Origin of the sequence: Micromonospora sp. NPDC023737 (genome assembly GCF_040639715.1) — a bacterium.
Lineage (GTDB): Bacteria > Actinomycetota > Actinomycetes > Mycobacteriales > Micromonosporaceae > Micromonospora.
This window is the reverse complement of record NZ_JBFAAL010000007.1, coordinates 86,852-109,289: the sequence shown is the minus strand read 5'-3', so window position 1 is coordinate 109,289 and position 22,438 is coordinate 86,852. Positions and strand designations below refer to the sequence as shown.

The window sequence follows — 22,438 nt, the reverse complement described above, 5'->3', positions numbered from 1 at the left end:
GGACGGCGTCGTGGATCATGATGCGGGGACGGGAGCCGGTGCCGGTGGGGTCGGCGCGGGCCAACCCAGCCGGCGTACGGCGGGGACCAGCGCGGTCCCGGCGCAGGCGACGAAGACCAGCACACCGGCGACAGCCAGGGGCACCGGTTCACCCCAGGCGCGGGCGGCCAGCGGTGCGAGGGCGTAGCCGAGCGGCATCGCGCCGAGTGACACCAGCCAGTCGTACGAGGTGACGCGGGCCAGCACGTCCGGGGGGAACTCGCTCTGGACCACGGTCTCCCACACCGGGTTGAGGTATCCGAGGGCGGCCAGCGCGATCCCGTACGCGACGACGACGGCCGGTGCCGGCGCGGCGACGGCGAGCAGGATCAGCGGCGCGGCGTAGCTGGCCAGCGCGAGGTTGGCCATCAACACCGGGCGGCGGGGACGGAGCCGGCCGGCGATCAGTGATCCGGCGAGCATGCCGACCGCGCCGGCCTGGAGCATCAGCACCCAGATCCCTTCGCCACCGAGGCGGTCGATGGCGACGGCCGGGCCGAGGGTGGTCAGCACCGCCGCGGCGCCGTTCCAGGTCCCGTGCCCGAGCAGGCTGGTCCAGAACCAGGTCCGGGAGCGGATCTCGTGCCAGCCGTGCAGCAGGTCGGCGGTCAGTGACCGTCGCTCGAGCTGCGGCACGTGCCGTACCGCGATGACCGAGAGCAGAGCGGCGCTGACCGCGAAGGAGGCGGCGTCGAGGACGAACGCCCAGCCGGGGCCGGCGGCCCAGATGAGGGCGCCGGCCAGTGCCGGACCGGCGAGCCGGCTGGCGTTGGCGGTCGCGCCGAGCAGGGCGTTGGCTCGTTGCCGGTGTACCGCGTCGACGGTGCCGGCGACCAACGGCGAGGCGGTGGGCAGGGCGAACGCCGCGGCGGTGCCGCCGACGGCGGACGCGACGGCGAGGTGGGTCAGCGACGGATCGCCACCGAGCAGCTCGACGCCGACCACGAGCTGGGTGGCGCACCGGGTGAGGTCGGCGAGGATGGCGACTCGGCGGGCGTCGAACCGGTCGGCCGCGACGCCGCCGGCGGGGAGCAGGAGCAGCCGGGGGAGCATCGCCGCCGCGAGGACCAGGGCCAGGGCGCTGGTCGAGCCGGTGGCGCGGAGCACGGCGAGGGCGAGCGCGGCGGGAACCACCGCGTCACCGACTGCGGAGACGGTACGGCCGACGAACAGCAGCCGGAAGGCGCGCAGGCGCAGAGGATGAGGCACCGAGGCAAGGTACTTCGACGTCGAACCTTTTGGCAATGAATATTTTATCGCCGTAGTATCGTCGTGGCATGACGATGTCCGACCGCGCCGACCGGCACGTGGAACGCTGGCGACCCGTACTGCCCGACCTCGACCCGGACATGGAGGGCGCGGTGACGCGGATGCAGCTGCTGACACGGCACCTGCGCACCGTGAAGGAGCGGGCGCTCGCCGACGTGGACCTGCCGGCGCACGAGTACGACACCCTGCACGCGCTCGCCGGTCGCCGAGGCCGGGCCGCCCCCTCCGAGATCGCCGAGGATCTCGGCGTCGCTCCGGCCTCGATCACCGCGCGCGTGGACTCGCTGGCGCGCCGCGGGTTCGTCGAGCGGATCCCGTCCAGCACGGACCGACGGCGAGTGGACGTGGCGCTCACCGACGCCGGGCGCGCGGCCTGGCGGGGGGCGTTGGACGTCTCGGGCGCCGAGGAACGCCGGCTGCTCGCCGCGCTCGACCCGGACGAGCGGCGCGTCCTGTCCGACCTGCTGCGCCGCGTCCTGCTCGTCGCCGAGCAGCCGGCCGAGTGAGCCACGCGCCGGAAATCGCGTGGCGGTCGCGTACCACCACTGGCAGGGTGACCGGCATGACGGCACATGCTCTCGCCGGCGCCCTCGCCGATGACGTACGTCGGCGGGTGTTCGCGGCGATCACGCTGGGCGCGACCGGCACGGTCCAGATCGCCGACCGCGCCGGCCTGCCCGCACGCGAAGTGGTGACCGCGCTTCGCCGGCTCACCGCCGCGGGCCTGGTGGTCGAGGGTGGTGGGGCGTTCACGGTCGACGAGGCGCGGCTGCGTGAACTGGCCCGCACCCCGCAGCCGACCCGGCCCGCGGCCAGTCGTGAGGAGACGGTGCTGGGGACGTTCGTCCGCGACGGCGTGCTGGTGGGCCTGCCGGCGCAGCGCAGCCGGCGACGCATCGTCCTGGAACACATCGCGCAGCGGTCGTTCACGCCGGCCACCCCGTACCCGGAGAGCGCGGTGAACGACGCCCTGCGCTCGTGGTGTGCCGACGGCGGATCCGACCATGTCACGCTGCGCCGGTACCTGGTGGACGAGCTGCTGCTCACCCGGGAGCAGGGCGTCTATCGTCGGCCCTGAGCCGGCGGCCGGGCGGATCCGCGCCGGAAATCCTGTTGACGGGGTGGGGACCATCGGCGGGTGACAACCGAGATTCGCGCATTCTGGACGGTGCGTCCGCTGCACCCCGACGAACCCGACGCGGCGGCCCTGCTGCGCGAGTACTTCGCGGAGATAGTGGAGCGCTACTACCGGCGGCCCCTCCGGCCCGGCGAGGTCGAGGCCGCGATGGACGAGTCGCCCAGTGGTGACCTGGTGGCGCCGACCGGAGCGCTGCTGCTGGCCGCCTGTGACGGGCGACCGGCCGGCTGCGCCGGGCTGCGATTCCGTCCGGGCTGGGCCGAGCTGACCCGCGTCTACGTACGCCCCGAGCAGCGCGGGCGCGGTGGCGGCGCGGCGCTGCTCGCGGCGGCCGAGGCGTACGCGTGTGACGCCGGCGCGGACCGGATCCGCCTGGACACCCGCAGCGACCTGGTCGAGGCGCGAGCCCTCTACGCCCGGCACGGGTACGTGGAGATCCCGGCGTACTCGCAGGACAAGTACGCCGAGCACTGGTTCGAGAAGTTGCTGCCCACAGCGGTTGACGATGTGGACGGACCGCGCTATCAAAGAACAGGAAGTTGAGTCACCCGGACTCAACCTGAACCCTTGGACCGGAGAACCGAGGAGCGACCATGTTGATGCGCACCGACCCGTTTCGTGAGATCGACCGACTCGCCGAGCAGTTCCTCGGCACCACCGCCCGCCCGGCCGTGATGCACATGGACGCCTACCGCGACGGCGACTTCTTCTACGCGGCGTTCGACCTGCCCGGCGTCGAGCCGGAGAGCATCGACTGCACGGTCGAGCGCAACGTGCTGACCGTACGCGCCGAGCGGCGCCGGCCCACCGACGACAAGGTCGAACTCGTGGCCGCCGAGCGGCCCATGGGCGTCTTCACCCGGCAGCTCTTCCTCAGCGACACCCTCGACGCCGACAACCTGGAGGCGGGCTACGAGAACGGGGTGCTGACGCTCCGGATCCCGGTGGCGGAGCGCGCCAAGCCGCGGCGGGTACCCGTGGTCTCGAACGGCGACGGCCGCAAGCAGATCAACGCCTGAGCACGACACGTTCGGCGGGGCGGCCGGTGTGGCCGTCCCGCCGCCGCGCACGCTGGCGAGGCTGCGCGCGTGCAGGGATGAGCCCGGCCGGCCTTGCGAGCGCGCCGGGACGTACTGCGCAGGTCAGCGAGTTAGGAACTCGTCGGCGGCGGCCTGGATCGCGGTGACGAACGCGGCTACCGCCGGGTGGGCCGCCGCGCCACGCCGGTACGCGATCCGGGTCCGGCGGCGCGTCGGCAACGGAACCAGCCGGACCCCGTCGGGCGGCTGGGCGGCGGCGAGCTGTGGTACGAGGGAGATGCCCTGACCGGCCGCGACCAGAGCGAGCACGGCGGTGAAATCGTCGGCCCGGTGCCGGACTCGGGGTGTGAAGCCGGCCGCGCGGCAGACCTGTAACGTGACCGTGTGGCAGAGTGTGCCGGGCGTCGCCACGATCCACGCCGCGTCCCGCACCGCGCCCAGTGCGCTGCCGTCGGCCGGCGATCCGGCGTCGGCCGATAGTTCGTCGGCGGTGAGCGCGGTGGGCGGGCCAGTGCCGGGGAGGGCGAGGAAAACGGTCTCGTCCAGCAACGGCATCGTGTCCAGCGCCGGATCGGGCTCGACCGGCACGACGTCGTAGTCGTGCAGCAGCCCGACGTCGAGGCGCCGCTCCCGCAGCGCGTCGGGCACCGCCACCGGGTCCAGTTCGGTGACGGTCAGCTCCAGCCCCGGATGCCGCCCCAGCGCGACCAGGGTCGCGGGCAGCAGCGTCCGGACGGCGGTGGGGAAGGCGCCGATGCGCAGTGGCCCGGTCAGGCCCGTGGCCACCGCGACGAGCGCGGCTGTGGCCTGTTCCAGCGCCGCGAGAACCGTTTCGGCGTGCACGACGAGCACCCGACCGGCGGGGGTGAGGGTGACCCGTCGGCCGTTGCGCTCCAGCAGCGCCACACCGGCCTCCCGTTCCAACGCGGACAGTTGCTGGGAGACCGCCGACGGAGTGTAGGTGTGCGCCTGCGCGACGGCCGCGATGGTGCCCAGGCGGGACAGGTCGTAGAGCAGGCGAAGCCGGCGTACGTCGAGCATCAGTTCAGCTTACGGTTCGGCTCAGGAAAGCGAACTGGACCTTACGGTCGCAGTGTCAGACGCTAATTCCATGATGCTTTCCGGTGTGTACGTACCGCTGATCACCCCGTTCGACGCCGCCAGCGCGGTGGCCCATCCCGCGCTGGAGGCGTTGGCGCACGAGGTGCTGGATGCGGGCGTGGCCGGCCTGGTCGCACTCGGCACCACCGCTGAGCCGGGCTCGCTCGACCCGGAGGAACAGGAGGCGGTGGTCGACCTGCTCGCCCGCGTCTGCCGGGAGCGGAACGCTCCGCTGCTGGTCGGCGCGAGCACACCGACGGCGGTGACCGCGCTACGCGGACGGCCCGAGGTGACCGCCGCGCTCAGCCTGGTGCCGCCGTTCGTCCGTCCCGGCGAGTCCGGCGTCGTCGCCCACTTCGCGGCGCTGGCGGCGGCCAGTCCGGTCCCGCTGGTCGTCTACCACGTCCCGTACCGCACCGGGCAGCAGCTCTCCCCGGAGACGCTCCGTCGACTCGCCGCGCTGCCCGGAGTCGTCGGCGTCAAGCTGGCGGTCAGCGCGATCGAGGCCGACACCGTACGGCTGCTGGCCGATCCGCCTACCGGATTCGCGGTGCTCGGCGGCGACGACACGGTGATATCCCCGCTGCTGGCGCTCGGCGCGCACGGCGGAATCCTCGCCTCCGCGCACCTGGCCACGGCCGGTTTCGTCGAACTGGCCGACGCCTGGCGCAGTGGGGACACGAACCGGGCTCGCGGGCTTGGTCACCGGCTGGCCGAGCTGTCGGCCGCCCTGTTCGCTGCGCCGAACCCCACCGTCGTCAAGGCCGTCCTGCACGCTCAGGGTCGGATCCCGGCCCCCACGGTCCGGCTACCACTGTTGCCACCCGACCACCAGAGTGTCCGTGCGGCAGTGGAGCGGCTCGCCGCGGTGCCCGGCACGGCCGACGTCGCGATGCGCTGACCGCCGCACGGCCCGTACCCGCCGGCCAGCGTTCGACCGACCCGCCCCGCCGGGCGACCGCATCCGGTGCGGCTGCCGTCAGTCCGGGCCCACCGGGTAGAGCGCGGCGAGTCGGTGCGCGGTGTCGGTGAACCGTTCCCGCAGCTCCGGCGGGTCGAGCACCTCCACCTCGGCACCGAGCTTGAGCAGCTCGATGTGGCCGTGCTTGACCGACTCGATCGGCACGGTGGTGGGCAGCCAGCCGTCGGCGTCCGGCTCGCCGGCCGCATCTCGGGCCGCCCGGCTCATCGCCGGCGGGAAGACGAACGGCATCAGCTCCAGGGCCGCCACCGTCATCCGGACCCGCGCCTGCGCCCGGTAGACGCCCTGCTCGTAGCGGTCGGCGTGCTCCCGCCAGCAGCGAGCCAGGTCGAAGCCGTCGGGCCGGTCGGCCGGGTCGTCGAGCGCGACCAGGTCCAGGATCGACCCGACCCGGTAGGTGCGGGTGTCACCGTCGACGGCGGCGACCAGATACCACCGGCCGGCCTTGAGCACCAGCCCGAGCGGGTCGAGGACGCGGGTCACCTCGCGCGGCGCCCGCCACCGGCGGTAGCGCACCCGGACCCGGCGTTCCGACCAGACCGCCTCGGCGAGCGCGGGCAGGTGCGGGGTGGGCTCCGGGTCCCGGAACCAGCTCGGCGCGTCCAGATGGAAGCGTTGCCGGATCCGTCCGCCTCGGTCGGACAGTTCGGCAGGTAACGCGGCCCGCACCTTCAGCTCCGCGGCGGCCAGCTCCGAGCCGAGGCCCAACTCGGCCGCGGGACCGGGCACGCCCGCCAGGAACAGGGCTTCCACCTCGGCCGGGGTCATCCCGGTGAGCCGGGTGCGGTAGCCATCCAACAGCCGGTAGCCACCCGCCGGTCCGCGCTCGGCGTAGACGGGCACTCCGGAGGCGCCGAGCGCCTCCACGTCCCGGTAGACGGTCCGCACCGACACCTCGAGCGCGGCGGCGAGCTCCTGCGCCGTCATCCGGCCCCGGGTCTGCAGAAAAAGCAGCAGGGACACCAGGCGACTCGCACGCACCGCCCGACGATATCGGGCGCGCCCGACAGAACTCGTCGGGCGCGCCTCACCGGCTCACCCACCCGAATCTGAGAACCTTTTTCACATGGTTTTCCCCGAGGCCCCGGCACTGGCCCGACCGTCGGCCGGCCCCGCCCTGACCGCCGGCCCCACGGAGTTCACCGAGGCCTGGCTGCACAACCGTCGACTGTCGGCACACACCCGCGACGCCTACCGGCGGGACATCGCCGGCTGGCTCGCCTGGTGCGCCGAGCGCGACCTGAACCCGCTGCGCGCGAGCTTCCTCCAGGTCAACGAGTACGCCCGCGACCTGGAGAGCACCCGCAACGCACGCACCGGTCGACCGCTGACCCCGGCCAGCGTGGCCCGCAAGCTCTCCGCCCTGTCCAGCTGGTACGACTTCCTGGCCAAGCTGCGCGCGGTCGAGGCCAACCCGGTGGCCGGCGCGGACCGTCCCCGCATCGATCGGGACCACTCGGCGACGGTCGGGCTCACCCCGGAAGAGGTCGACGCGCTGCTCACCGCGGCGGAGACGGAGACCGGCCCGATGGCGGGCCGTAACCGTGCCGCCATCGCGTTGCTGGCCGACCTCGGACTGCGGGTGGGGGAGCTGGTCTCGCTCGATGTCACCGACCTCGGCGCGGAGCGGGGACACCGCAGCGTGCGGTTCACCGGCAAGGGTGGCCGGCAGCGCCGCCGGGCGTTGACCCCCGGCACCGCGTACGCGGTGGACGACTACCTGGCGCAGCGCGCCGCCGGGGCCGGTGTGCCGGTGACCGAGCTGACCGGGCCGCTGCTGGTCACCGCCACCGGCAGCCGGCTGGACCGGCACGCGGTGTTCCGGTTGGTGCGCCGGCTGGCCCGGGTGGCCGGCATCCCCGCGTGGGCGAGGCTCTCCCCGCACTCGCTGCGGCACGCGTTCGCCACCACCGCCCGCGCCGAGGGGGTGCCGCTCGAGGACGTGCAGGACGCGATGGGGCACGCGGATCCCCGCACCACCCGCCGCTACGACCGGGACCGGCACAACCTCGACCGCGACCCCGCGTACGTCATCTGGGCCGCCCGGTCCCGCCGGCGCGGCTGAGCCGCCGGGCGGGATCGGGCGACCCTGCCTCGCCGCAGCGGAAGAGCCTGCGGGCGGTCAGTTCTGCGGTCGGGGGCAGATGCAGAACGGCTGTCCGATGGGGTCGATGAGCACCACCCACCGCCCGTCGCCGGGCTGGAACTGCGGCTTGGTGGCGCCCGCGGCCACGAACTCCTTCTCGGCCTGCGCCAGGTCGTCGACGTGGAGGTCGAGGTGGTAGCGCTTGCCGCTGGTGGTGTCCGGCCAGGCCGGGGCCTGGTAGTTCTCGACCAGCCCGAAGCCGACCGCCGTGCCACCGCCGCTGATCATGGCGTACTCGGGCTGGCTGTGGGTGACCTCCCAACCGAGAACCTGGTGGTAGAAGGCGGCGTGCGCGACGGGATCGGAACTGTCGAGGTTGACCATGGCAAGGTCGGCTCTCACTGTCATGCCGGCAGCCTGCCGCAGGTACCTGACATCTCGTGTCAGGTACCTGCGGCAGAGATCACGGCTCTTCCGGGGTCAGTCGACGGCTCAGCGCGGCGACGCCCTCCGAGGTGCCCGCCACGACCAGGGCGTCACCATGGGTGATGCGGTGATCCGGCCCGGGCGCGGTGGTCGTACGCCCGCCGGAGAGCACCGCGACCACGGTGACGGCGCGTACGCCCGCGACGACCTCGCCGAGGGAATGGCCGACGTGCGGCGACGCGGCGGTGACCGGGACGGCGGCCACCGTCAGCGACCCGGCGCTGCGTTCCAGGTCGGGAACGTGCTCGATGGTGGCCACGGGATGCAGCAGCTCTCCGAGCTCCCGCGATTCGGCGGCGGTGAGCGCGAGCGACCGCTCCACGGTGTCCGGGTCGCCGGACGTGTAGAGGACGAGATCCCGGCGACCGCTGCGGTGACACACGACACCGACGCACCGCCCCTGCGCCGTGCGCAGGGTGTAGCCGACACCGATACCGGGTAACATCACGCGTTCGATCTGCACTATCGCCTCCTGACTGTTGGGGCGCACCGCTCGGGATGGCCGGTTTCGCCGAACCAGCCGGCCAGCCGGCCGCCGCGGGCGACGGCCCGCAACCGCCGCTCGGTGGCCTCCCGCACCCTCGGGGTGGTGAGGACGACGAGCTGGTCGCCGACGCGCAACCGGGTGTGCTCGTCGGGCACGAAGGTGTCCGGGCCGCGTACCACGAGGGTGGTCGCGGCCGGCGGGGGCAGCCGCAGCTCCGGCAGGTACACGCCCTGCAAACGGGAGCCGGGCTCGACGGTGACGTGGATCAGGTCGGCGGCCATCGCGTCCAGCGGCGCCAGTTCGACCTGCAGGTCGGGGCCGACGGCGTGTGGGGTGAGCCGCAGCCGCCGTGCCAGCCAGGGCAGCGCCGGCGCCTGGATGACGGTGAACACGACGACGAGCAGGAACACGATGTTGAACACCTGTTCGCTGCCGGGTGCGCCGGCGACGACCGGGATGGTGGCCAGCACGATCGGCACGGCGCCGCGCAACCCCGCCCAGGACAGGAAGACCTGCTCGCGCAGCGGCAACCGGAACGGCAGCAGCGACACCAGCACCGACGCCGGTCGGGCGACGAGCAGCAGGGCCGTGCCGACCACCAGGGCCGGCACCACGCTCGAGGGCAGGTCGCTCGGCGTGACCAGCAGCCCGAGCATGACGAACAGGCCGATCTGCGCGATCCAGCCGAGTCCTTCGGCGACCGACCGGGTGGCCCGCCGGTGCGGCAGGCCCGCGTTGCCGAGCACGAGACCGGCCAGGTAGGCGGCGAGGAAGCCGCTGGTCTGCGTCAACCCGGCGACGGCGTAGGCGAGCACGCCGCAGCCCACTATCGCGATCGGATGCAGCCCGGAGGTGGGCAGGGTGAGGCGACGCAGCAACCACACCCCGGCCAGGCCGATGGTCAGGCCGATCGCTCCACCGGCGCCGAGTTGGAAGAGCATCGCGGCGAGCAGCGGCAGCGGCTCGATCGCGTCCAGACCGACCGCGCTGAACGTGAGCACCAGGATGAACGTCGGCGCGTCGTTGAGACCGGACTCGGCCTCGACGAGGCTGGTCAGCCGTTTGGGCAGCGGCACCGCCCGCAGCACCGCGAAGACCGCCGCGGCGTCGGTGGAGGAGACGATCGCGCCGAGCAGCAGCGCGGTCTGCCAACCGACGTCCAGCAGCAGGTACGCCGCGGCCGCGGTGACCGCCACGCTGACCAGCACGCCGAGCGTGGCCAGCACGGTCGCGGGAGCCAGGACGGGCCGGACGTCGCGCACCTCCGTGGTCAGGCCACCCTCCACCAGGATCACCGCGAGCGCGGCGAGGCCCAGCGCCTGGGCCAGGGCGGCATCGTCGAAGGGCAGGCCGAGCCCGTCCTGGCCGAGTAGCAGACCCACCCCGAGGTAGGCCAGCAGCACGGGCATGCCCAGCCGGGTGGCGAGGCGGGCCGCGGTGACGCTGACCAGGACGACGCCGGTGCCGACGGCCAGCACCAGGTACAGCTCGGTCAGTGTCACCTCGGCCCTCCTTTCGCCGAGCGCCGGGTCAGGTGAAGTAGCGCAGCCACACGTATCCCCAGGCGATCAGCGTGGTCAGCACCGTGGTGACGATGCCGTACCGGGTGAACTGCCAGAAGCTGATCGGTTGGCCGGCGCGGGCGGCGAGGCCCAGCACGACGATGTTCGCGCTGGCCGCGACCGCGGTGCCGTTGCCGCTCAGGTCGGCGCCGAGGGCGAAGGACCACCACAGCGCCTGCCCGGTCTGCGGGTCCGCTTGGGCGGCGATGTTCTCCACGATCGGCGCCATCGTCGCCGTGTACGGGATGTTGTCGAAGAACGCGCCGAGCACCGCCGAGCCGAAGATGAGGCTGGTCGCGCCGGCGAGCCAGCTGTCGCCGACGGCGCTGGTCGCCCACTGCCCGACCTGCTCGATGACCCCGGTCTCGGTGAGCCCGGCGACCATCACGAAGAGGCCGAGGAAGAAGACCAGGGTCGACCACTCGACCTCGGCCAGGTACTTCGCGGTCTCGGCGCGAGTCACCAGCACCATCGCGCCCGCGCCGACCAGGGCGACGATCGCCACGTCGACACCGGTCACGGTGTGCAGTCCGAAGCCGACCATCACCAGCGTGAGCACGATGAGGCTGCGGGTGAGCATCGCCGGGTCGGTGATCGCGGCGCGGGCGTCCATCTCCCGTACGGCCGCGAACCGCTCCGGGTGGTACTCGAACGACCGGCGGAACATCACCCGCGCCAGCAGGACGAACGCCAGGAACATGAGCGCGGCGACCGGGGCCATGTGCACCAGGAAGTCGTTGAAGCTCAGCCCGGCCCGGCTGCCGATGATGATGTTCGGCGGGTCACCGATGAGGGTCGCGGCGCCCGCGATGTTCGACGCCAGCACCTCGGCGATCAGGTACGGGGCGGCGGCGATGCCGAGCCGACGACACACCGAGATGGTGATCGGCGCGACCAGCATGACCGTGGTGACGTTGTCGAGGAAGGGCGAGGCGAGCCCGGTGATCGCCACGAGCAGGACCATCAGGCGGTAGGGCCGGCCCTGCGAGCGCTGGGCCGCCCAGATCGCGAGGAACTCGAACACGCCGGTCTGCTTGATCACCCCGACGATGATCATCATGCCGAGGAGCAGGAAGATGACGTCCCAGTCGATGCCGGCGTGGTGGGCGTAGAACACCTCGGAGCCCGGCACCAGACCGAGCAGCGCCATCAGGCCCGCGGCTCCCAGCACCACCGCGACCCGGTTGAACTTCTCGGTGGCGATGAACATGAACGCCACCGCGAAGATCACGGTGGCGGCGATGGCGGGCCAGGCACTCACGGGCGCCCACCCGGCGGGCCGTGCTCGGCGCCCGGGCGCGTCCGGGCGGCCGCGGGCGGTCGAGCCGCCGGTACGGGTCGTTTCGGTACTGCGATCACGGGGACCTCCGGTGGGGTGGACCGCCAGGGCCCTCCCCGGCAGGCTCGGGACCACCGGGGAGGGCGTCAGGGTGGCGGCGGAATGACAGACCGGATGTCACAACCGGCCTCCTGGTAGAAGTTCATCCGGCCGGGCCGCCGCCCGACATCGGGTCCGACACCCATTTGCCGCCGGTGGTGACCCGCAGATCCGCGGCGGCCGCCGGCGCCGGCACACCGGGCCCGAGGACGGGCGTCGCCCGCCCCGGCGCGGCCGTGGCATGCTGGCCGTGCCCGTCGCGCGCTCGGCACCGCCGGCGGCTGTCGCGTCGGGTCCGTCACCGGCGTCACGACGGGCGAATGGGTGCGAGCACGCATTTACACCGGCACCCGGCACCGGCCAGGCTGGCCAGAATGGTCACGGACCGCGAGCGTGGCCCGGCCGGCAGCCGACGGCCGGACCGGGAAGGAGGCTTACCGGTGTCGCTGTTCTGGCGGATCTTCCTGCTCAACGCCGCCGTGCTGATCACCGCGACACTGCTGCTGCTCGGCCCGGTCACCGTCTCCACCCCGGTGCTGCTCACCGAGGCGATCGTCCTCACCGTCGGGCTCGCCGCGATGCTGATCGCCAACGCGGCGCTGCTCCGGATCGGTCTGGCGCCGCTACGGCGGCTGGCCCGCGCCATGACCACCATCGACCTGCTGCAGCCCGAACCCCGCCTGGTCGCCGTCGGGCCCGGCGGCACGGCCGAGCTGATCCGCGCGTTCAACGCCATGATCGACCGGTTGGAGGCGGAGCGGGCCGCCAGCGCCGCCGCCGCGCTCTCCGCGCAGGAGGCCGAACGCCGCCGCGTCTCCCAGGAGCTGCACGACGAGGTCGGTCAGACGCTGACCGCGATGCTGCTCGAACTCAAGCAGGTCGCCCGGCACGCACCGGAACCGATCCGTGCGCAGCTCGCCCAGGTGCAGGAGACCACCCGCGACAGCCTCGACGAGATCCGCCGCATCGCCCGCCGGCTGCGCCCCGGGGTGCTGGAGGAGCTGGGCCTGGTGAGCGCCCTCAAGGCGCTCACCAGCGAGGTCACCGGGCACACCGACCTGACCGTGGAGCAGCACCTGGCGGCGGACCTGCCCGTCCTCGGCCGCGAGGCGGAGCTGGTGCTCTACCGGGTCGCCCAGGAGGCGCTCACCAACACCGTCCGGCACGGGAAGGCCACCGCCGTCGAAGTGAACCTCGAGCACCGTGGCGGGTTCGTCCGGCTGCACGTACGTGACGACGGGCGGGGCATCGGCGGCGCGCCCGAGGGGGCCGGTATCCGCGGGATGCGGGAACGCGCCCTGCTGATCGGCGCGCACCTCAGTGTCGGCCCGGCACCCGGCGGAGGCACCGAGGTGCGGCTGACCGTACCGGTCGCCGTGGCGGGCGGCCGGCCGTGACCACCCGCATCCTGCTCGCCGACGACCACGCCCTGGTCCGCCGCGGCGTACGGCTCATCCTCGACAGCGAACCCGACCTGACCGTGGTGGCCGAGGCAGGCGATGGCGCGGAGGCGCTCGGCCTGGCCGCCTCCGAGCGCCCCGACCTGGTCATCCTCGACATCGCCATGCCTCGGATGACGGGTCTGCAGGCCGCCCGGGAACTGGCCCGGCGACAGCCTGACCTGCGCATCCTGATCCTGACCATGTACGACAACGAGCAGTACTTCTTCGAGGCGCTCAAGGCCGGCGCGAACGGGTACGTGCTCAAGTCCGTCGCCGACCGGGACCTCGTGGAGGCCTGCCGGGCCGCCATGCGCGACGAGCCGTTCCTCTACCCCGGCGCGGTCAACGCGTTGATCCGCAACTACCTGGAGCGCAGCGCTCAGGGCACGGACCCGCCGGCGCGGGCGATCACCGAACGTGAGGAGGAGATCCTCAAACTGGTCGCCGAGGGCCACTCGTCCAAGGAGATCGCCCGGCTGCTGTTCATCAGCGTCAAGACGGTGGAGCGGCACCGCGCGAACCTGTTGCAGAAGCTCGGCCTGCGCGACCGGCTCGAACTGACCCGGTACGCCATTCGGGCCGGTCTGATCGAGCCGTGACCGGTTCAGACGCTCAACCGGACCGCGCCCGACTCGAACGCTGAGCCCACCGGCCCCGACCGCCTCGATGCCGCGGGGGCCGCCCGACGGCCCGGGTCAGCAGAGCAGTTCCAGGTGGTGGTGGGCGTCAGCGGCGATCTCCTCGTGCCGCAGCCATCGGCGGGCCCACAGCCGGGCGGCCAGCTCCGCCTGTTCGTCACCCCAGGCCGCGTGCTCCACGAGCAGCGCGGTGGTGAGCGCGTGCGCCAGGCGCAGCGCCAGATCGCGGGCCCCGGCGACGACCGCGACGCCCTGCGGGTCGACGGCGACCGCGGCGAGACGCTCGCGCAGTTCGGCGGTGACGGCGGCGAGCGTGTCGGCCAGTGCCGGCGCGATCGGCCGGGCCAGGTCGGCGGCGGCGTCGAGGCGGCGCAGCAGCGGTGGTCCGGCGTCCTCGCGAGTGACCGCGCGCAGCACGTCCAGGGCGAGCACGTTCGTGGTGCCCTCCCAGATGGGCAGCACCTGCGCGTCGCGCAGCAGCCGGGGCACGCCGGTGTCCTCCACGTAGCCCGCCCCGCCGAAGCTCTCCACGTACTCGCTGGCGGAGCCGACCGCGAGCCGGCCGGTGGCCAGCTTCGCCAGCGGCGCCACGATGCGCAGCTCGGCGGCGGCGGCCGGGTCGGCGCCCACCTCGACCCGGCCCAGCAGCGCGAAGGCGTGCCCGGCGAGGGCGAACGCGCCGGCCGCGTCGACCGCGAGAGCGCCGAGGGTGGCCCGGTGCAGCGGGGACGCCGACAGCGTCCCGCCGGCCACGTGCCGCGCCGAGGCGTACGCCCGCGCGTAGGCCAGCCCACGGCGCATCCCGCCGGCCGCGGCTGCCGCGTTGTGCACCCGGGTCACCACCACCAGGGTCATCGCCCGGACGAGGCCGGGCTGGGCCGGGTCTCCCAACGGCAGCGCGTACGCGTCCCGCAGCCCGATCTCGGCGGTGGGCAGCGCCCGCGTGCCCAGCTTGTCCTTGAGCCGGTGCACGATGACGCCCGGCGCCGGCGCGAGCGGTGCGGCACCACCGGCCAGCGGCGAGTCGACGGCGTAGCGGGGCACCAGGAACGGGGCGAGCACCCGGCTGCCCCGCCCGGAACCCTCCGGCCGGGCCAGCGCCACCGCCATCGCCGAGTCGGCGGCCGAGCAGAACCATTTCTCCCCGGTCAGCCGCCACGAGCCGTCGGCGGCGGGACGCCCGGTGGTGCTGGATCGTCCCAGGTCGGAGCCGCCCTGCGACTCGGTCATCCACTGGCCGCTGGTGATCGCCGTGTCCGGGTCGGTGCGGAGCAGCCGGGGCAGCCAGGCGTCCCGGATCGCCGGGTCGACCTCCGGGAGGCTGAGCAGCGCCGCCGCCCCGTCGGCCATGGCGACCGGGCAGGAGAAGGTGGCCGACTCCGGGCCGTACAGGTGCAGCAGGGCGTGCTGGACGACCCGGGCGGCCGCACCCCAGGTGCCGCGCGCCGATTCCAGGTACGGCAGGGCCACCACGGCGTGCCGGGCGGCCGCGGCGCGTTGCGCCTGCCAGCCGGGCGAGGTGTCGATCCGGTCGATCCGTGCCCCCCACGGGTCGTAGCGGACCAGCGTGGGCGGGTGTGCCTCGGCGTCGGCGTGGGCCGCGCGCAGCGGACCGGCGACGTCGGCGGCCAGGTCGGCGAGCCGGTCCTTCGCGGCGGCGTGCCCCTCGGCGCCGAGCTGCCGTTCCAGCCAGGAACGCAGCAGCGCGTCGCCGGCGTACGGGTCGTCGGGGGCGGGTACCGGCTGCACGTAGCGGGTCATGCGCGCTCCTGGCAGTGGCTGGGGGTGTGGGCCCGACGGTAGACGATGCGGCGTCTCCGGCGACAGAGCCGAATGCCGCACGCGGACCCGTCCCGGTTCTTTACGGTCGTGGCGTGGGCGCTGGGCAGCCGTGGAACAGACCGGCCCGGCGACACCGCCCGATGCGTGTGGGGTTGGTGTTCGCCGGTGTCGGTGTCGCCCTGTGCTGCATCGGCGTGACCGGCCTCGGCGTGCGCAACCTCCAGGTGGTCACCCAGGCCGCCACTCCGGTGCGGGAGACCGCCGACGAGTTCCTGCGGCAGGTGGTGCTCGGCGACACGGGCCGCGCGTACGACCGGCTCTGCGCCGAGGCACGCAAGAAGTGGAGTGAGGGCGGCTTCGAGAGCTGGGTGCGTACCCCACCGGAGGTCCGTGACTACGAGATCGTGGACGTGTCGGTCACCACCCGGGGCGGTCGCCCGCTGGGCACGGTGGTCGTCCAGCTGACCCGTGCCAGCGGTGTGACCGAGCAACGTGAGCTGCCCGTGGTGCAGGAGGACGGTGGCTGGCGGGTCTGCGGTGACCCCCTCTAGCAGCGCGTTCGCCGGCCGGGTGTCGGACCGGCGGGCGGTTCAGCCTCGGGGGCCGAGGTCTCCGCTGCGGTAGTGCCGCCGGCACAGCACCTGGTACCGCACCTCGGCGCTCTCCACGGTGTCACCGATGACGACCTGTGCGCCTTCGCGGGCCACCCGCCCGTCGACCACCCGGGCGTTGAGCAGGCCTTCCCGGCCGCACCAGCAGAGCACCTCGACCTGGATGCGGGCCACCTCGTCGGCGAGTTCGAACAGCCGCTGGGCGGCGGGGAACAGGCTGGAGCGGAAGTCGGTGGCGAGGCCGAACGCGTACACGTCGACGTCGTAGCTGTCGACCAGTTCGGCCATCTGCTCGACGTGCTCGACGGTGTAGAAGCTGGCCTCGTCGCAGATGAGGTAGTCGACGCGGACGCCTTCGTCCCACCGGCCGCGCACCAGGGCCCGCAGGTCGAGGTCGTCGGTGACCTCGATGGCGGAGTGCGCCAGGCCGATACGGGTGGTGACCTGCGCTCCCATGGACCGGTCGATGCGCGTGGTGACCAGGCCGCGGCGGCCCTGCCGGGCGTGGTTGTAGTTCATCTGCAGGGCCATGGTGGATTTGCCGCAGTCCATGGGCCCCCAGAAGAACTTCAGCGCGGCCGCGTGCAGCGGGCGGCCGTTCATGCCGCGCGCCGCCGCGCACCCGGCGGGGAAGTCGTCCGGCGCCCCGAGGGGGCGGGCCAGGCAGGTGGGTGCGGCAGCGGCGTCGTCAGTCACGGTCGGGCAGCCTAACCCATCGACCGGCGCCAATCAGGTCGGGCGATCATGGTGCGTTCCGGGCCACCGTGCGCTAGAGGACCCGCGGCGGTGTGTTCCCGGCGGCCACGATGGCTCGGCGGATCGGCACGGCGAGCAGCAGCAGGAACCCGACCACGAAGAAGATCAGCAGCGAGACCAGCCCCACCCGGTACGAGGAGGTGAGCTGGAAGACCAGACCGAACGCGAGCGGCCCGAGCCAGCTGGTGCCCTTGTCGCTGATCTCGTAGAAGCCGTAGTACTCGCCTTCCTTGCCGGTGGGGATGAGCTGGCTGAACAGTGACCGGCTCAGCGCCTGGCTGCCGCCGAGGACCAGACCGATCGCGCCGCCGAGGATCATGAAAGGCAGCGGCGCCTCGGCGGGCAGCCGGAACGCCGCGACGATCACACCGGTCCAGAGCACCAGGCTGAGCAGCACCGTCTTCCACGCGCCGATACGCCGGGCGAGCATGCCGAGCAGCAGCGCCCCGCCGAAGGCGAGGAACTGCACCAGCAGGATGGTGACGATCAGGGTGTCCTGCTCCAGCCGCAGCTCCTCGGTGCCGTACTGGCTGGCCAGGGTGATGACGGTCTGGATGCCGTCGTTGTAGACCAGGAACGCGAGCAGGAAGAACAGTGTCAGCGGGTACGCCTTGATCTCCCGCAGGGTACGGCCGAGCTGCCGGAAACCGTCGGTGAGCACGTTGCCCCGGGCGGTCAGGGCGGCGGCGGTGGGGTGCTCGCGCAGCCAGCGCAGCGGCACCAGCGTGAACACCGCCCACCACACGCCGGCCGAGACGATCGACCAGCGGGCCAGGTCGAGGGTGCGCTGCGGATTGCCGTCCTCGCCGAGCATGGTGACCGCGACCAGGTTGAGCGCCAGCAGCACCCCGCCACCGAGGTAGCCCAGCGCCCAGCCGCGGCTGGAGATGCCGTCACGTTCGTCGGGGCCGCCGAGCTGCGGCAGGAACGAGTTGTAGACCACGATCGCGGCGCCGAAGCTGATGTTCGCGACCAGGAACAGCGCCCCGCCGAGCAGGTACCGCTCGCCGGTGACGAAGGCCATCGCGACGGTCGCGGCGGCACCGGTGAAGGCCGCGCCGGCGAGCAGCCGCTTCTTGTGCATCGACCGGTCGGCGATGGCGCCCATCACCGGCAGCACGAACACGGTGAGGAACACCGACAGGGAGATGAGGTACGGGTAGTACGAGCCGGCCGCGACGCGGATGCCGAGCGGGTGGACGTAGCCGTCGCAGCTGTCCGCGCCGAGCTCGCAGCCGGCGGCCAGTTCGGTGACGGTGGTGAGGAACGGCCCGAGGAAGACCGTGATGACGGTGGTCTGGAAGGCCGAGTTCGCCCAGTCGTAGACGTACCAGCCGGTGCGCTCACGCCGGGTGCTCGCCGGGGGTGGAAGGTCGGTCGCCGTGGGGGTCACGGTCTCGGCCATCGGGTCCTCTCGCCGGGTCAGGCGGCCCAGTGGCCGCGGCTGCGGTAGACGTCGCGCAGCACGCCGACGTGATCGGTCATGATGCCATCAACACCAAGATCAAGTAAGCCGTGCATCTCGGCGGGTTCGTCGATGGTCCAGACGTGCACCTGCAACCCGAGCCGGTGGCAGTACGCGAGGAACCGCCGGTCGACCACCGGGATACGGCCGTACCGGACGGGGACCTGCGCCGCGACCACCGACGGGGGCAGCCGCAGCGGCCGTCCGTGCAGCGAGGCCATCCGCAGCCGGGCCACGCCGCGCATACCGAGGCTGGTGGCGACCTTCGGCCCGGCCAGGGCGCGCAGCCGGGCCAGTCGGGCGTCACTGAACGAGGCGAGCAGCACCCGGTCGCCTGCCCCGGTCCGGGTGACCGTGTCGACGGCCGGCACGACACCGCCGTCGGCCTTGACGTCGATGTTGAATCGGACCTGCGGCCAGGCGTCGAGCACCTCGTCCAGGCGGGGCACGACGGCGGCGCCGCCGACGCGTACCGAGGCGAGGTCGGCCCAGCGCAGGTCGGCGATGCGCCCCGGCTCGCCGGTGACTCGGCGCAGCGTGGGGTCGTGGAAGACGACGCTCACCCCGTCGGCGGTGGCGTGCACGTCGGTCTCGACGTACCGGTAGCCCAGAGCGATGGCGCGGGCGAACGCTTCCGCGGTGTTCTCGTCGCCGTCGGCCGCGCCGCCGCGGTGCGCGAACGCCAGTGGTGCGGGCGCGTCCAGGTAGGGGTGCACGACCGGCAGTATGCCGGGCCTGGGTGGCCCCGGGGTGACCGGTTGGCGTCCCCCCAACGAACTTCCCTATCATTCCCTATCGCGTCTATCATTGGGTGCGATGAGTAATGATATGTATTCGGTTGAGCAGGTGGCGGAGCTGCTCGGGCTGCATGTGCGCACAGTGCGCGCCTACATCCGCGCCGGCCGGCTGCGGGCGACGCGAATCGGCAAGCAGTACCGGATCGCCCGTGCCGACCTCGACGCGCTGACCGGCCGACCCGTGTCGGCCCCGCCCGCCGGGCCGACGGCGCTGGAGGTGTCGAGCATCGTGCAGGTCGACGGCGTCGACCGGACGGCGGCCGACCGGCTGGCCACGCTCGTGCTGGCCGGCGTCAACACCCACCACGACCCGGCCCGCCCGCTGCGCGTGCAGAGCATCCACGACGAGGAACGCCACCGAATGAAGATCGTGATCCTGGGCGACGCCGCCACCACCGCCGACCTGCTGCGCCTGGTCGACAGCGTGCTCAGCGGTGGCGACAACCTGCTGTCCGGGGAGGCCGGCGATGCCTGACGTGCTGCAACAGCGGGCCGGGGTGTCCGTCCTGGTCTGCGACGCCGCCGGTCCGCCGGTGGCCACCACCGAGACGGCCCTCGACCTGATCGGCAACGCGTCCTTCGGCGGCGCCGAGGTGGTGGCCTTGCCGGCCGGCCGGCTCGACCCGAGCTTCTTCACCCTGGGCACCCGCTTCGCCGGGGAGGTCATGCAGAAGTTCGTCAACTACCGGCTGCGGCTGGTGGTGGTCGGCGACATCTCCGCACATCTCGCGGCCAGCAGCGCGCTGCGGGCCCTGGTGGCCGAATCCAACCGGCACGATCACGTCTGGTTCGTGCCCGATCTGGCGGCGCTCGACGCCCGGCTTGCCGCCTCGAGGTGATCCTCGGCCGGCCCGAGGCTGGCGGCCACGCTCGACCGGCCCGTCGGGCCCGGGTCCAGGTCCGGCGACCGGCTGACCGGCGGGTTCCGTCCGGGTCAGGCCGGTGGGCGGCGGCGGTGCGAGCGGCTGGTGTCGGTGGGCCGGCCCGGGTCGACGTGCCGGGGCCGCTCGGGCTCGTCCGGGCGTAGCGGCACCAGGGCGTCGGTGATCGCGTCGATGATCCGGTCGGTGGCGCGGCGGGCCGCACCGGGCGTGTCGCAGGTCAGGCCGGCGAGGTCGACGGGCGCACCGAAGTGCACCCGGATCACCGGGCGGCGCAGCAGGGCCTGGATGAGCCCGCGCAGCAGCCCTTTCGGGGTCCGGTACGGCACCACCTCGTGCGAGCCCCACTGGGCCACCGGTATCACCGGTGCGCCGCAGGCGAACGCGAGCCGGGCCGCACCGGTCTTGCCCCGCTCGGGCCACATGCCGGGGTCCAGGCCGATGCGCCCCTCCGGGTAGACCAGCACCACGGAGCCGGCGGCGACAGCCGCGGCGGCGTCGTCGAGCGCCCGGCCGACGGCGGCCGTGCCCCGGTCGACGCGGATGTGTCCGGCGCGGCGCATCAGGGCGCCGATCACCGGTGCGCGGAACAGCCCACCGGTGGCCATGATCCGGGGCGCGACGTTTCTGACCTGGCAGGCCGCGGTGAGCACGATCGGGTCGAACGGGCTGATGTGGTTGGCGGCGAGGATCAGCGGGCCGCGGCGCAGCGCCTCGGGGACCTCCCCGCTGACCTCGAGGCGGGCCAGGGGAGCGACGACGCCACGGGCGAGCAGCTGGGCGGTACGCCAGATCGCGGGTGGCTGCCAGGCGGCGCGGGCGGTGTCCATCAGCGGTGAATGCTCCCATGTTTCGGGGTGGCGGTGGCACCGCGGTCGGATCGTCACCCCGCTGGCGGCGTGGTCGTCCTCGCCCGACCGGGCCGTTCCGGCAGTGCCGGCGGGCCCGGGCGGTCCGACGTGATCAGGGTCATCGGTCATCTGGCGGTTCTGAGGCCGGGTCGACGCGAATTCCTCTACGACGGGAAGTAGTATTTACTACGTCACGTAGTATCAACAGCTGGGGGTTCCAGGTGGACGCGTTGGACGTCGCCCGCTGGCAGTTCGGTGTCACCACCGTCTACCACTTCCTCTTCGTGCCGTTGACGATCGGCCTGTCCGTACTGGTCGCCATCCTCCAGACGCTGTGGGTCCGCACCGGCAACGAGCGCTACCTGAAGCTCACGAAGTTCTACGGCAAGCTCTTCCTGATCAACTTCGCGATGGGTGTGGTCACCGGCCTCGTCCAGGAGTTCCAGTTCGGCATGAACTGGAGCGACTACTCGCGGTTCGTCGGCGACGTCTTCGGCGCCCCCCTCGCCATCGAGGCGCTGGTCGCCTTCTTCCTCGAATCCACCTTCCTCGGACTGTGGATCTTCGGCTGGGACCGGCTGCCGAAGCGGCTGCACCTGGCCAGCATCTGGGCCGCGGCGATCGGCAGCAACCTGTCCGCGTACTTCATCCTCGCCGCGAACTCGTTCATGCAGAACCCGGTCGGCTACCGGATCAACCCCGACACCGGCCGCGCCGAACTCACCGACTTCGTCGCGCTGCTCACCAACAAGGTCGCCCTGGTCACCTTCCCGCACACCATCGCCGGCGCGTTCCTGGTGGCCGGCTCCCTGCTGGTCGCCGTGGCCCTGTGGCACCTGATCCGCAACCGGGACTCGGCCGACATCCCCACCTACCGGTTCGCCGCCAAGTTCGGCTCCTGGGTCACCCTGCTCGCCGCCGGCGCCGTCCTGATCACCGGCGACATCCAAGGCAAGATCATGACGCAGGTGCAGCCGATGAAGATGGCCGCCGCCGAGGGCCTCTACAACACCGAGAGCCCCGCGTCGTTCTCCGTACTCACCGTCGGCAGCCTCGACGGCAGCCGGGAAGTGTTCGCCATCAAGATCCCGTACCTGCTGTCGTACCTCGGCACCGGCCACCTCAAGGGCACCGTGCAGGGCATCGACGACCTGCAGGCCCAGTACGCCAGCCAGTACGGCGCCGGCGACTACGCCCCGATCATCCCGGTCACCTACTGGAGCTTCCGCTTCATGATCGCCTTCGGGATGGCGGCCGCCGCGATCGCCCTGCTGGTGCTCTGGACCCACCGCAAGGGCCGTACCCCGAGCAGCAAGTGGCTGCTGCGCGCCGGCCTGGTCATGCCGCTGCTGCCGCTGGTCGCGAGCTCCTTCGGCTGGATCTTCACCGAGATGGGCCGCCAGCCGTGGATCGTCTTCGGCGAGATGCTCACCCGCAACGGGGTGTCCCGAAGCGTGTCGCTGACCGAGGTGCTCACCTCGTTCACCGCGTTCACCCTGATCTACGCCACCCTCGCCGTGGTCGAGTTCAGACTGCTGATCCGCTACGCCAAGGCCGGCGTCCCCGACCTCACCGAAGAACAGCCCGAGATCGACGACAGCCACGACGACGCCGAGCGACCGCTCGCGTTCGCCTACTGACCTGCGG

Annotated in this window: 24 protein-coding genes; 12 read left to right on the top strand and 12 right to left on the bottom strand. The window is 72.7% G+C overall.

Going from position 1 to position 22,438, the window contains the following annotated elements; all coding sequences use genetic code 11:
• Positions 1-15: 15 nt before the first annotated feature.
• The gene (locus tag AB0F98_RS17550; RefSeq protein ID WP_357736031.1) at positions 16-1,248 is read right to left on the bottom strand and encodes an MFS transporter; all 1,233 of its coding nucleotides are present in this window, start codon (positions 1,246-1,248) and stop codon (positions 16-18) included.
• Between the two features lie 68 nt (positions 1,249-1,316).
• Here AB0F98_RS17550 and AB0F98_RS17545 point away from each other — a divergent pair, with 68 nt between their 5' ends.
• From AB0F98_RS17545 to AB0F98_RS17530, 4 genes are read left to right on the top strand one after another with little or no spacing between them, the layout of a single operon-like run.
• Positions 1,317-1,814, top strand: coding sequence for a MarR family transcriptional regulator (locus AB0F98_RS17545; protein WP_357736028.1), 498 nt, complete (start codon positions 1,317-1,319; stop codon positions 1,812-1,814).
• Positions 1,815-1,870: 56 nt separating this feature from the next.
• Positions 1,871-2,386 carry a DUF2087 domain-containing protein gene (locus AB0F98_RS17540; RefSeq protein WP_357736024.1) on the top strand — a complete coding sequence of 172 codons (516 nt, stop codon included), beginning with the start codon at positions 1,871-1,873 and terminating at the stop codon, positions 2,384-2,386.
• A 60-nt stretch (positions 2,387-2,446) separates the two neighbouring features.
• Positions 2,447-2,989, top strand: coding sequence for a GNAT family N-acetyltransferase (locus AB0F98_RS17535; protein WP_357736021.1), 543 nt, complete (start codon positions 2,447-2,449; stop codon positions 2,987-2,989).
• 50 nt (positions 2,990-3,039) lie between these two features.
• On the top strand, positions 3,040-3,465 hold the full coding sequence (locus tag AB0F98_RS17530) for an Hsp20/alpha crystallin family protein (protein ID WP_357736018.1): 426 nt from the start codon (positions 3,040-3,042) through the stop codon (positions 3,463-3,465).
• A gap of 123 nt (positions 3,466-3,588) precedes the next feature.
• Here AB0F98_RS17530 and AB0F98_RS17525 read toward each other — a convergent pair whose 3' ends face one another.
• Positions 3,589-4,527, bottom strand: coding sequence for a LysR family transcriptional regulator (locus AB0F98_RS17525; RefSeq protein WP_357736015.1), 939 nt, complete (start codon positions 4,525-4,527; stop codon positions 3,589-3,591).
• 70 nt (positions 4,528-4,597) lie between these two features.
• Here AB0F98_RS17525 and AB0F98_RS17520 point away from each other — a divergent pair, with 70 nt between their 5' ends.
• A complete protein-coding gene (locus AB0F98_RS17520) occupies positions 4,598-5,488 on the top strand; it encodes a dihydrodipicolinate synthase family protein (RefSeq protein WP_357736011.1) in 891 nt (296 codons plus the stop codon).
• 78 nt (positions 5,489-5,566) lie between these two features.
• On the opposite strand, the gene AB0F98_RS17515 is transcribed toward AB0F98_RS17520, so the two are convergent.
• The gene (locus tag AB0F98_RS17515; RefSeq protein WP_357736008.1) at positions 5,567-6,550 is read right to left on the bottom strand and encodes a YafY family protein; all 984 of its coding nucleotides are present in this window, start codon (positions 6,548-6,550) and stop codon (positions 5,567-5,569) included.
• 85 nt (positions 6,551-6,635) lie between these two features.
• On the opposite strand from AB0F98_RS17515, the gene AB0F98_RS17510 reads away from it, so the two are divergent.
• The gene (locus AB0F98_RS17510; RefSeq protein ID WP_357736005.1) at positions 6,636-7,634 is read left to right on the top strand and encodes a tyrosine-type recombinase/integrase; all 999 of its coding nucleotides are present in this window, start codon (positions 6,636-6,638) and stop codon (positions 7,632-7,634) included.
• 57 nt (positions 7,635-7,691) lie between these two features.
• On the opposite strand, the gene AB0F98_RS17505 is transcribed toward AB0F98_RS17510, so the two are convergent.
• The 4 genes from AB0F98_RS17505 to AB0F98_RS17490 are packed head-to-tail and all read right to left on the bottom strand — an operon-like array spanning position 7,692 to position 11,451.
• Positions 7,692-8,063: a VOC family protein gene (locus AB0F98_RS17505; RefSeq protein ID WP_357736001.1), complete on the bottom strand. Its 372-nt coding sequence runs from the start codon at positions 8,061-8,063 to the stop codon at positions 7,692-7,694.
• A gap of 55 nt (positions 8,064-8,118) precedes the next feature.
• Positions 8,119-8,604: a TrkA C-terminal domain-containing protein gene (locus tag AB0F98_RS17500; protein ID WP_357735997.1), complete on the bottom strand. Its 486-nt coding sequence runs from the start codon at positions 8,602-8,604 to the stop codon at positions 8,119-8,121.
• Positions 8,604-10,130 (bottom strand): potassium/proton antiporter, encoded by a 1,527-nt coding sequence (locus tag AB0F98_RS17495; RefSeq protein WP_357735994.1) that lies wholly within the window; start codon positions 10,128-10,130, stop codon positions 8,604-8,606. Before AB0F98_RS17495 ends, AB0F98_RS17500 begins: the two co-directional genes overlap by 1 nt.
• Positions 10,131-10,158: 28 nt before the next feature.
• Positions 10,159-11,451 carry an ArsB/NhaD family transporter gene (locus tag AB0F98_RS17490; RefSeq protein ID WP_357735990.1) on the bottom strand — a complete coding sequence of 431 codons (1,293 nt, stop codon included), beginning with the start codon at positions 11,449-11,451 and terminating at the stop codon, positions 10,159-10,161.
• Positions 11,452-12,008: 557 nt separating this feature from the next.
• Here AB0F98_RS17490 and AB0F98_RS17485 point away from each other — a divergent pair.
• Both AB0F98_RS17485 and AB0F98_RS17480 read left to right on the top strand, forming a co-directional pair.
• Positions 12,009-12,965, top strand: a complete 957-nt coding sequence (locus AB0F98_RS17485; RefSeq protein ID WP_357735986.1) for a HAMP domain-containing sensor histidine kinase — start codon at positions 12,009-12,011, stop codon at positions 12,963-12,965.
• Positions 12,962-13,609 (top strand): response regulator transcription factor, encoded by a 648-nt coding sequence (locus AB0F98_RS17480; RefSeq protein ID WP_350790262.1) that lies wholly within the window; start codon positions 12,962-12,964, stop codon positions 13,607-13,609. The genes AB0F98_RS17485 and AB0F98_RS17480 overlap by 4 nt, the downstream gene beginning before the upstream one ends.
• Positions 13,610-13,705: 96 nt before the next feature.
• Here AB0F98_RS17480 and AB0F98_RS17475 read toward each other — a convergent pair whose 3' ends face one another.
• Entirely contained in the window at positions 13,706-15,409 is a 1,704-nt protein-coding gene (locus tag AB0F98_RS17475; protein ID WP_357735982.1) for an acyl-CoA dehydrogenase family protein, read from the bottom strand.
• Between the two features lie 113 nt (positions 15,410-15,522).
• Between AB0F98_RS17475 and AB0F98_RS17470 the strand changes: the two genes are divergently transcribed.
• Complete coding sequence (locus tag AB0F98_RS17470; RefSeq protein WP_076471776.1) at positions 15,523-15,981, top strand: hypothetical protein; 459 nt, start codon at positions 15,523-15,525, stop codon at positions 15,979-15,981.
• A 39-nt stretch (positions 15,982-16,020) separates the two neighbouring features.
• On the opposite strand, the gene AB0F98_RS17465 is transcribed toward AB0F98_RS17470, so the two are convergent.
• The 3 genes from AB0F98_RS17465 to AB0F98_RS17455 form a co-directional block, all read right to left on the bottom strand.
• Entirely contained in the window at positions 16,021-16,644 is a 624-nt protein-coding gene (locus AB0F98_RS17465; RefSeq protein ID WP_357736595.1) for a thymidine kinase, read from the bottom strand.
• A 166-nt stretch (positions 16,645-16,810) separates the two neighbouring features.
• Positions 16,811-18,202, bottom strand: a complete 1,392-nt coding sequence (locus tag AB0F98_RS17460; protein ID WP_357735978.1) for an MFS transporter — start codon at positions 18,200-18,202, stop codon at positions 16,811-16,813.
• Between the two features lie 17 nt (positions 18,203-18,219).
• Entirely contained in the window at positions 18,220-18,978 is a 759-nt protein-coding gene (locus AB0F98_RS17455; RefSeq protein WP_357735975.1) for a glycerophosphodiester phosphodiesterase family protein, read from the bottom strand.
• A gap of 100 nt (positions 18,979-19,078) precedes the next feature.
• Here AB0F98_RS17455 and AB0F98_RS17450 point away from each other — a divergent pair, with 100 nt between their 5' ends.
• Positions 19,079-19,534, top strand: a complete 456-nt coding sequence (locus AB0F98_RS17450) for a helix-turn-helix domain-containing protein (protein ID WP_357735972.1) — start codon at positions 19,079-19,081, stop codon at positions 19,532-19,534.
• Positions 19,527-19,898, top strand: a complete 372-nt coding sequence (locus AB0F98_RS17445; protein ID WP_357735969.1) for a DUF4180 domain-containing protein — start codon at positions 19,527-19,529, stop codon at positions 19,896-19,898. The genes AB0F98_RS17450 and AB0F98_RS17445 overlap by 8 nt, the downstream gene beginning before the upstream one ends.
• Positions 19,899-19,993: 95 nt before the next feature.
• Here the strand turns inward: AB0F98_RS17445 and AB0F98_RS17440 are convergent, their stop codons facing one another.
• Positions 19,994-20,770, bottom strand: a complete 777-nt coding sequence (locus AB0F98_RS17440; protein ID WP_357735966.1) for a lysophospholipid acyltransferase family protein — start codon at positions 20,768-20,770, stop codon at positions 19,994-19,996.
• Positions 20,771-21,012: 242 nt separating this feature from the next.
• Here AB0F98_RS17440 and AB0F98_RS17435 point away from each other — a divergent pair, with 242 nt between their 5' ends.
• Positions 21,013-22,431: a cytochrome ubiquinol oxidase subunit I gene (locus AB0F98_RS17435; protein WP_357735963.1), complete on the top strand. Its 1,419-nt coding sequence runs from the start codon at positions 21,013-21,015 to the stop codon at positions 22,429-22,431.
• Positions 22,432-22,438: the final 7 nt, after the last annotated feature.

Bases quoted from the DNA above. Each gene is read 5' to 3' on its own strand.
- AB0F98_RS17445 (WP_357735969.1), top strand. From the start codon at position 19,527: ATGCCTGACGTGCTGCAACAGCGGGCCGGGGTGTCCGTCCTGGTCTGC.
- AB0F98_RS17505 (WP_357736001.1), bottom strand. From the start codon at position 8,063: ATGACAGTGAGAGCCGACCTTGCCATGGTCAACCTCGACAGTTCCGAT.
- AB0F98_RS17475 (WP_357735982.1), bottom strand. From the start codon at position 15,409: ATGACCCGCTACGTGCAGCCGGTACCCGCCCCCGACGACCCGTACGCC.
- AB0F98_RS17540 (WP_357736024.1), top strand. From the start codon at position 1,871: ATGACGGCACATGCTCTCGCCGGCGCCCTCGCCGATGACGTACGTCGG.
- AB0F98_RS17465 (WP_357736595.1), bottom strand. From the start codon at position 16,644: ATGAACGGCCGCCCGCTGCACGCGGCCGCGCTGAAGTTCTTCTGGGGG.
- AB0F98_RS17545 (WP_357736028.1), top strand. From the start codon at position 1,317: ATGACGATGTCCGACCGCGCCGACCGGCACGTGGAACGCTGGCGACCC.
- AB0F98_RS17510 (WP_357736005.1), top strand. From the start codon at position 6,636: ATGGTTTTCCCCGAGGCCCCGGCACTGGCCCGACCGTCGGCCGGCCCC.
- AB0F98_RS17520 (WP_357736011.1), top strand. From the start codon at position 4,598: ATGATGCTTTCCGGTGTGTACGTACCGCTGATCACCCCGTTCGACGCC.
- AB0F98_RS17460 (WP_357735978.1), bottom strand. From the start codon at position 18,202: ATGGCCGAGACCGTGACCCCCACGGCGACCGACCTTCCACCCCCGGCG.
- AB0F98_RS17530 (WP_357736018.1), top strand. From the start codon at position 3,040: ATGTTGATGCGCACCGACCCGTTTCGTGAGATCGACCGACTCGCCGAG.
- AB0F98_RS17440 (WP_357735966.1), bottom strand. From the start codon at position 20,770: ATGGACACCGCCCGCGCCGCCTGGCAGCCACCCGCGATCTGGCGTACC.
- AB0F98_RS17450 (WP_357735972.1), top strand. From the start codon at position 19,079: ATGAGTAATGATATGTATTCGGTTGAGCAGGTGGCGGAGCTGCTCGGG.
- AB0F98_RS17525 (WP_357736015.1), bottom strand. From the start codon at position 4,527: ATGCTCGACGTACGCCGGCTTCGCCTGCTCTACGACCTGTCCCGCCTG.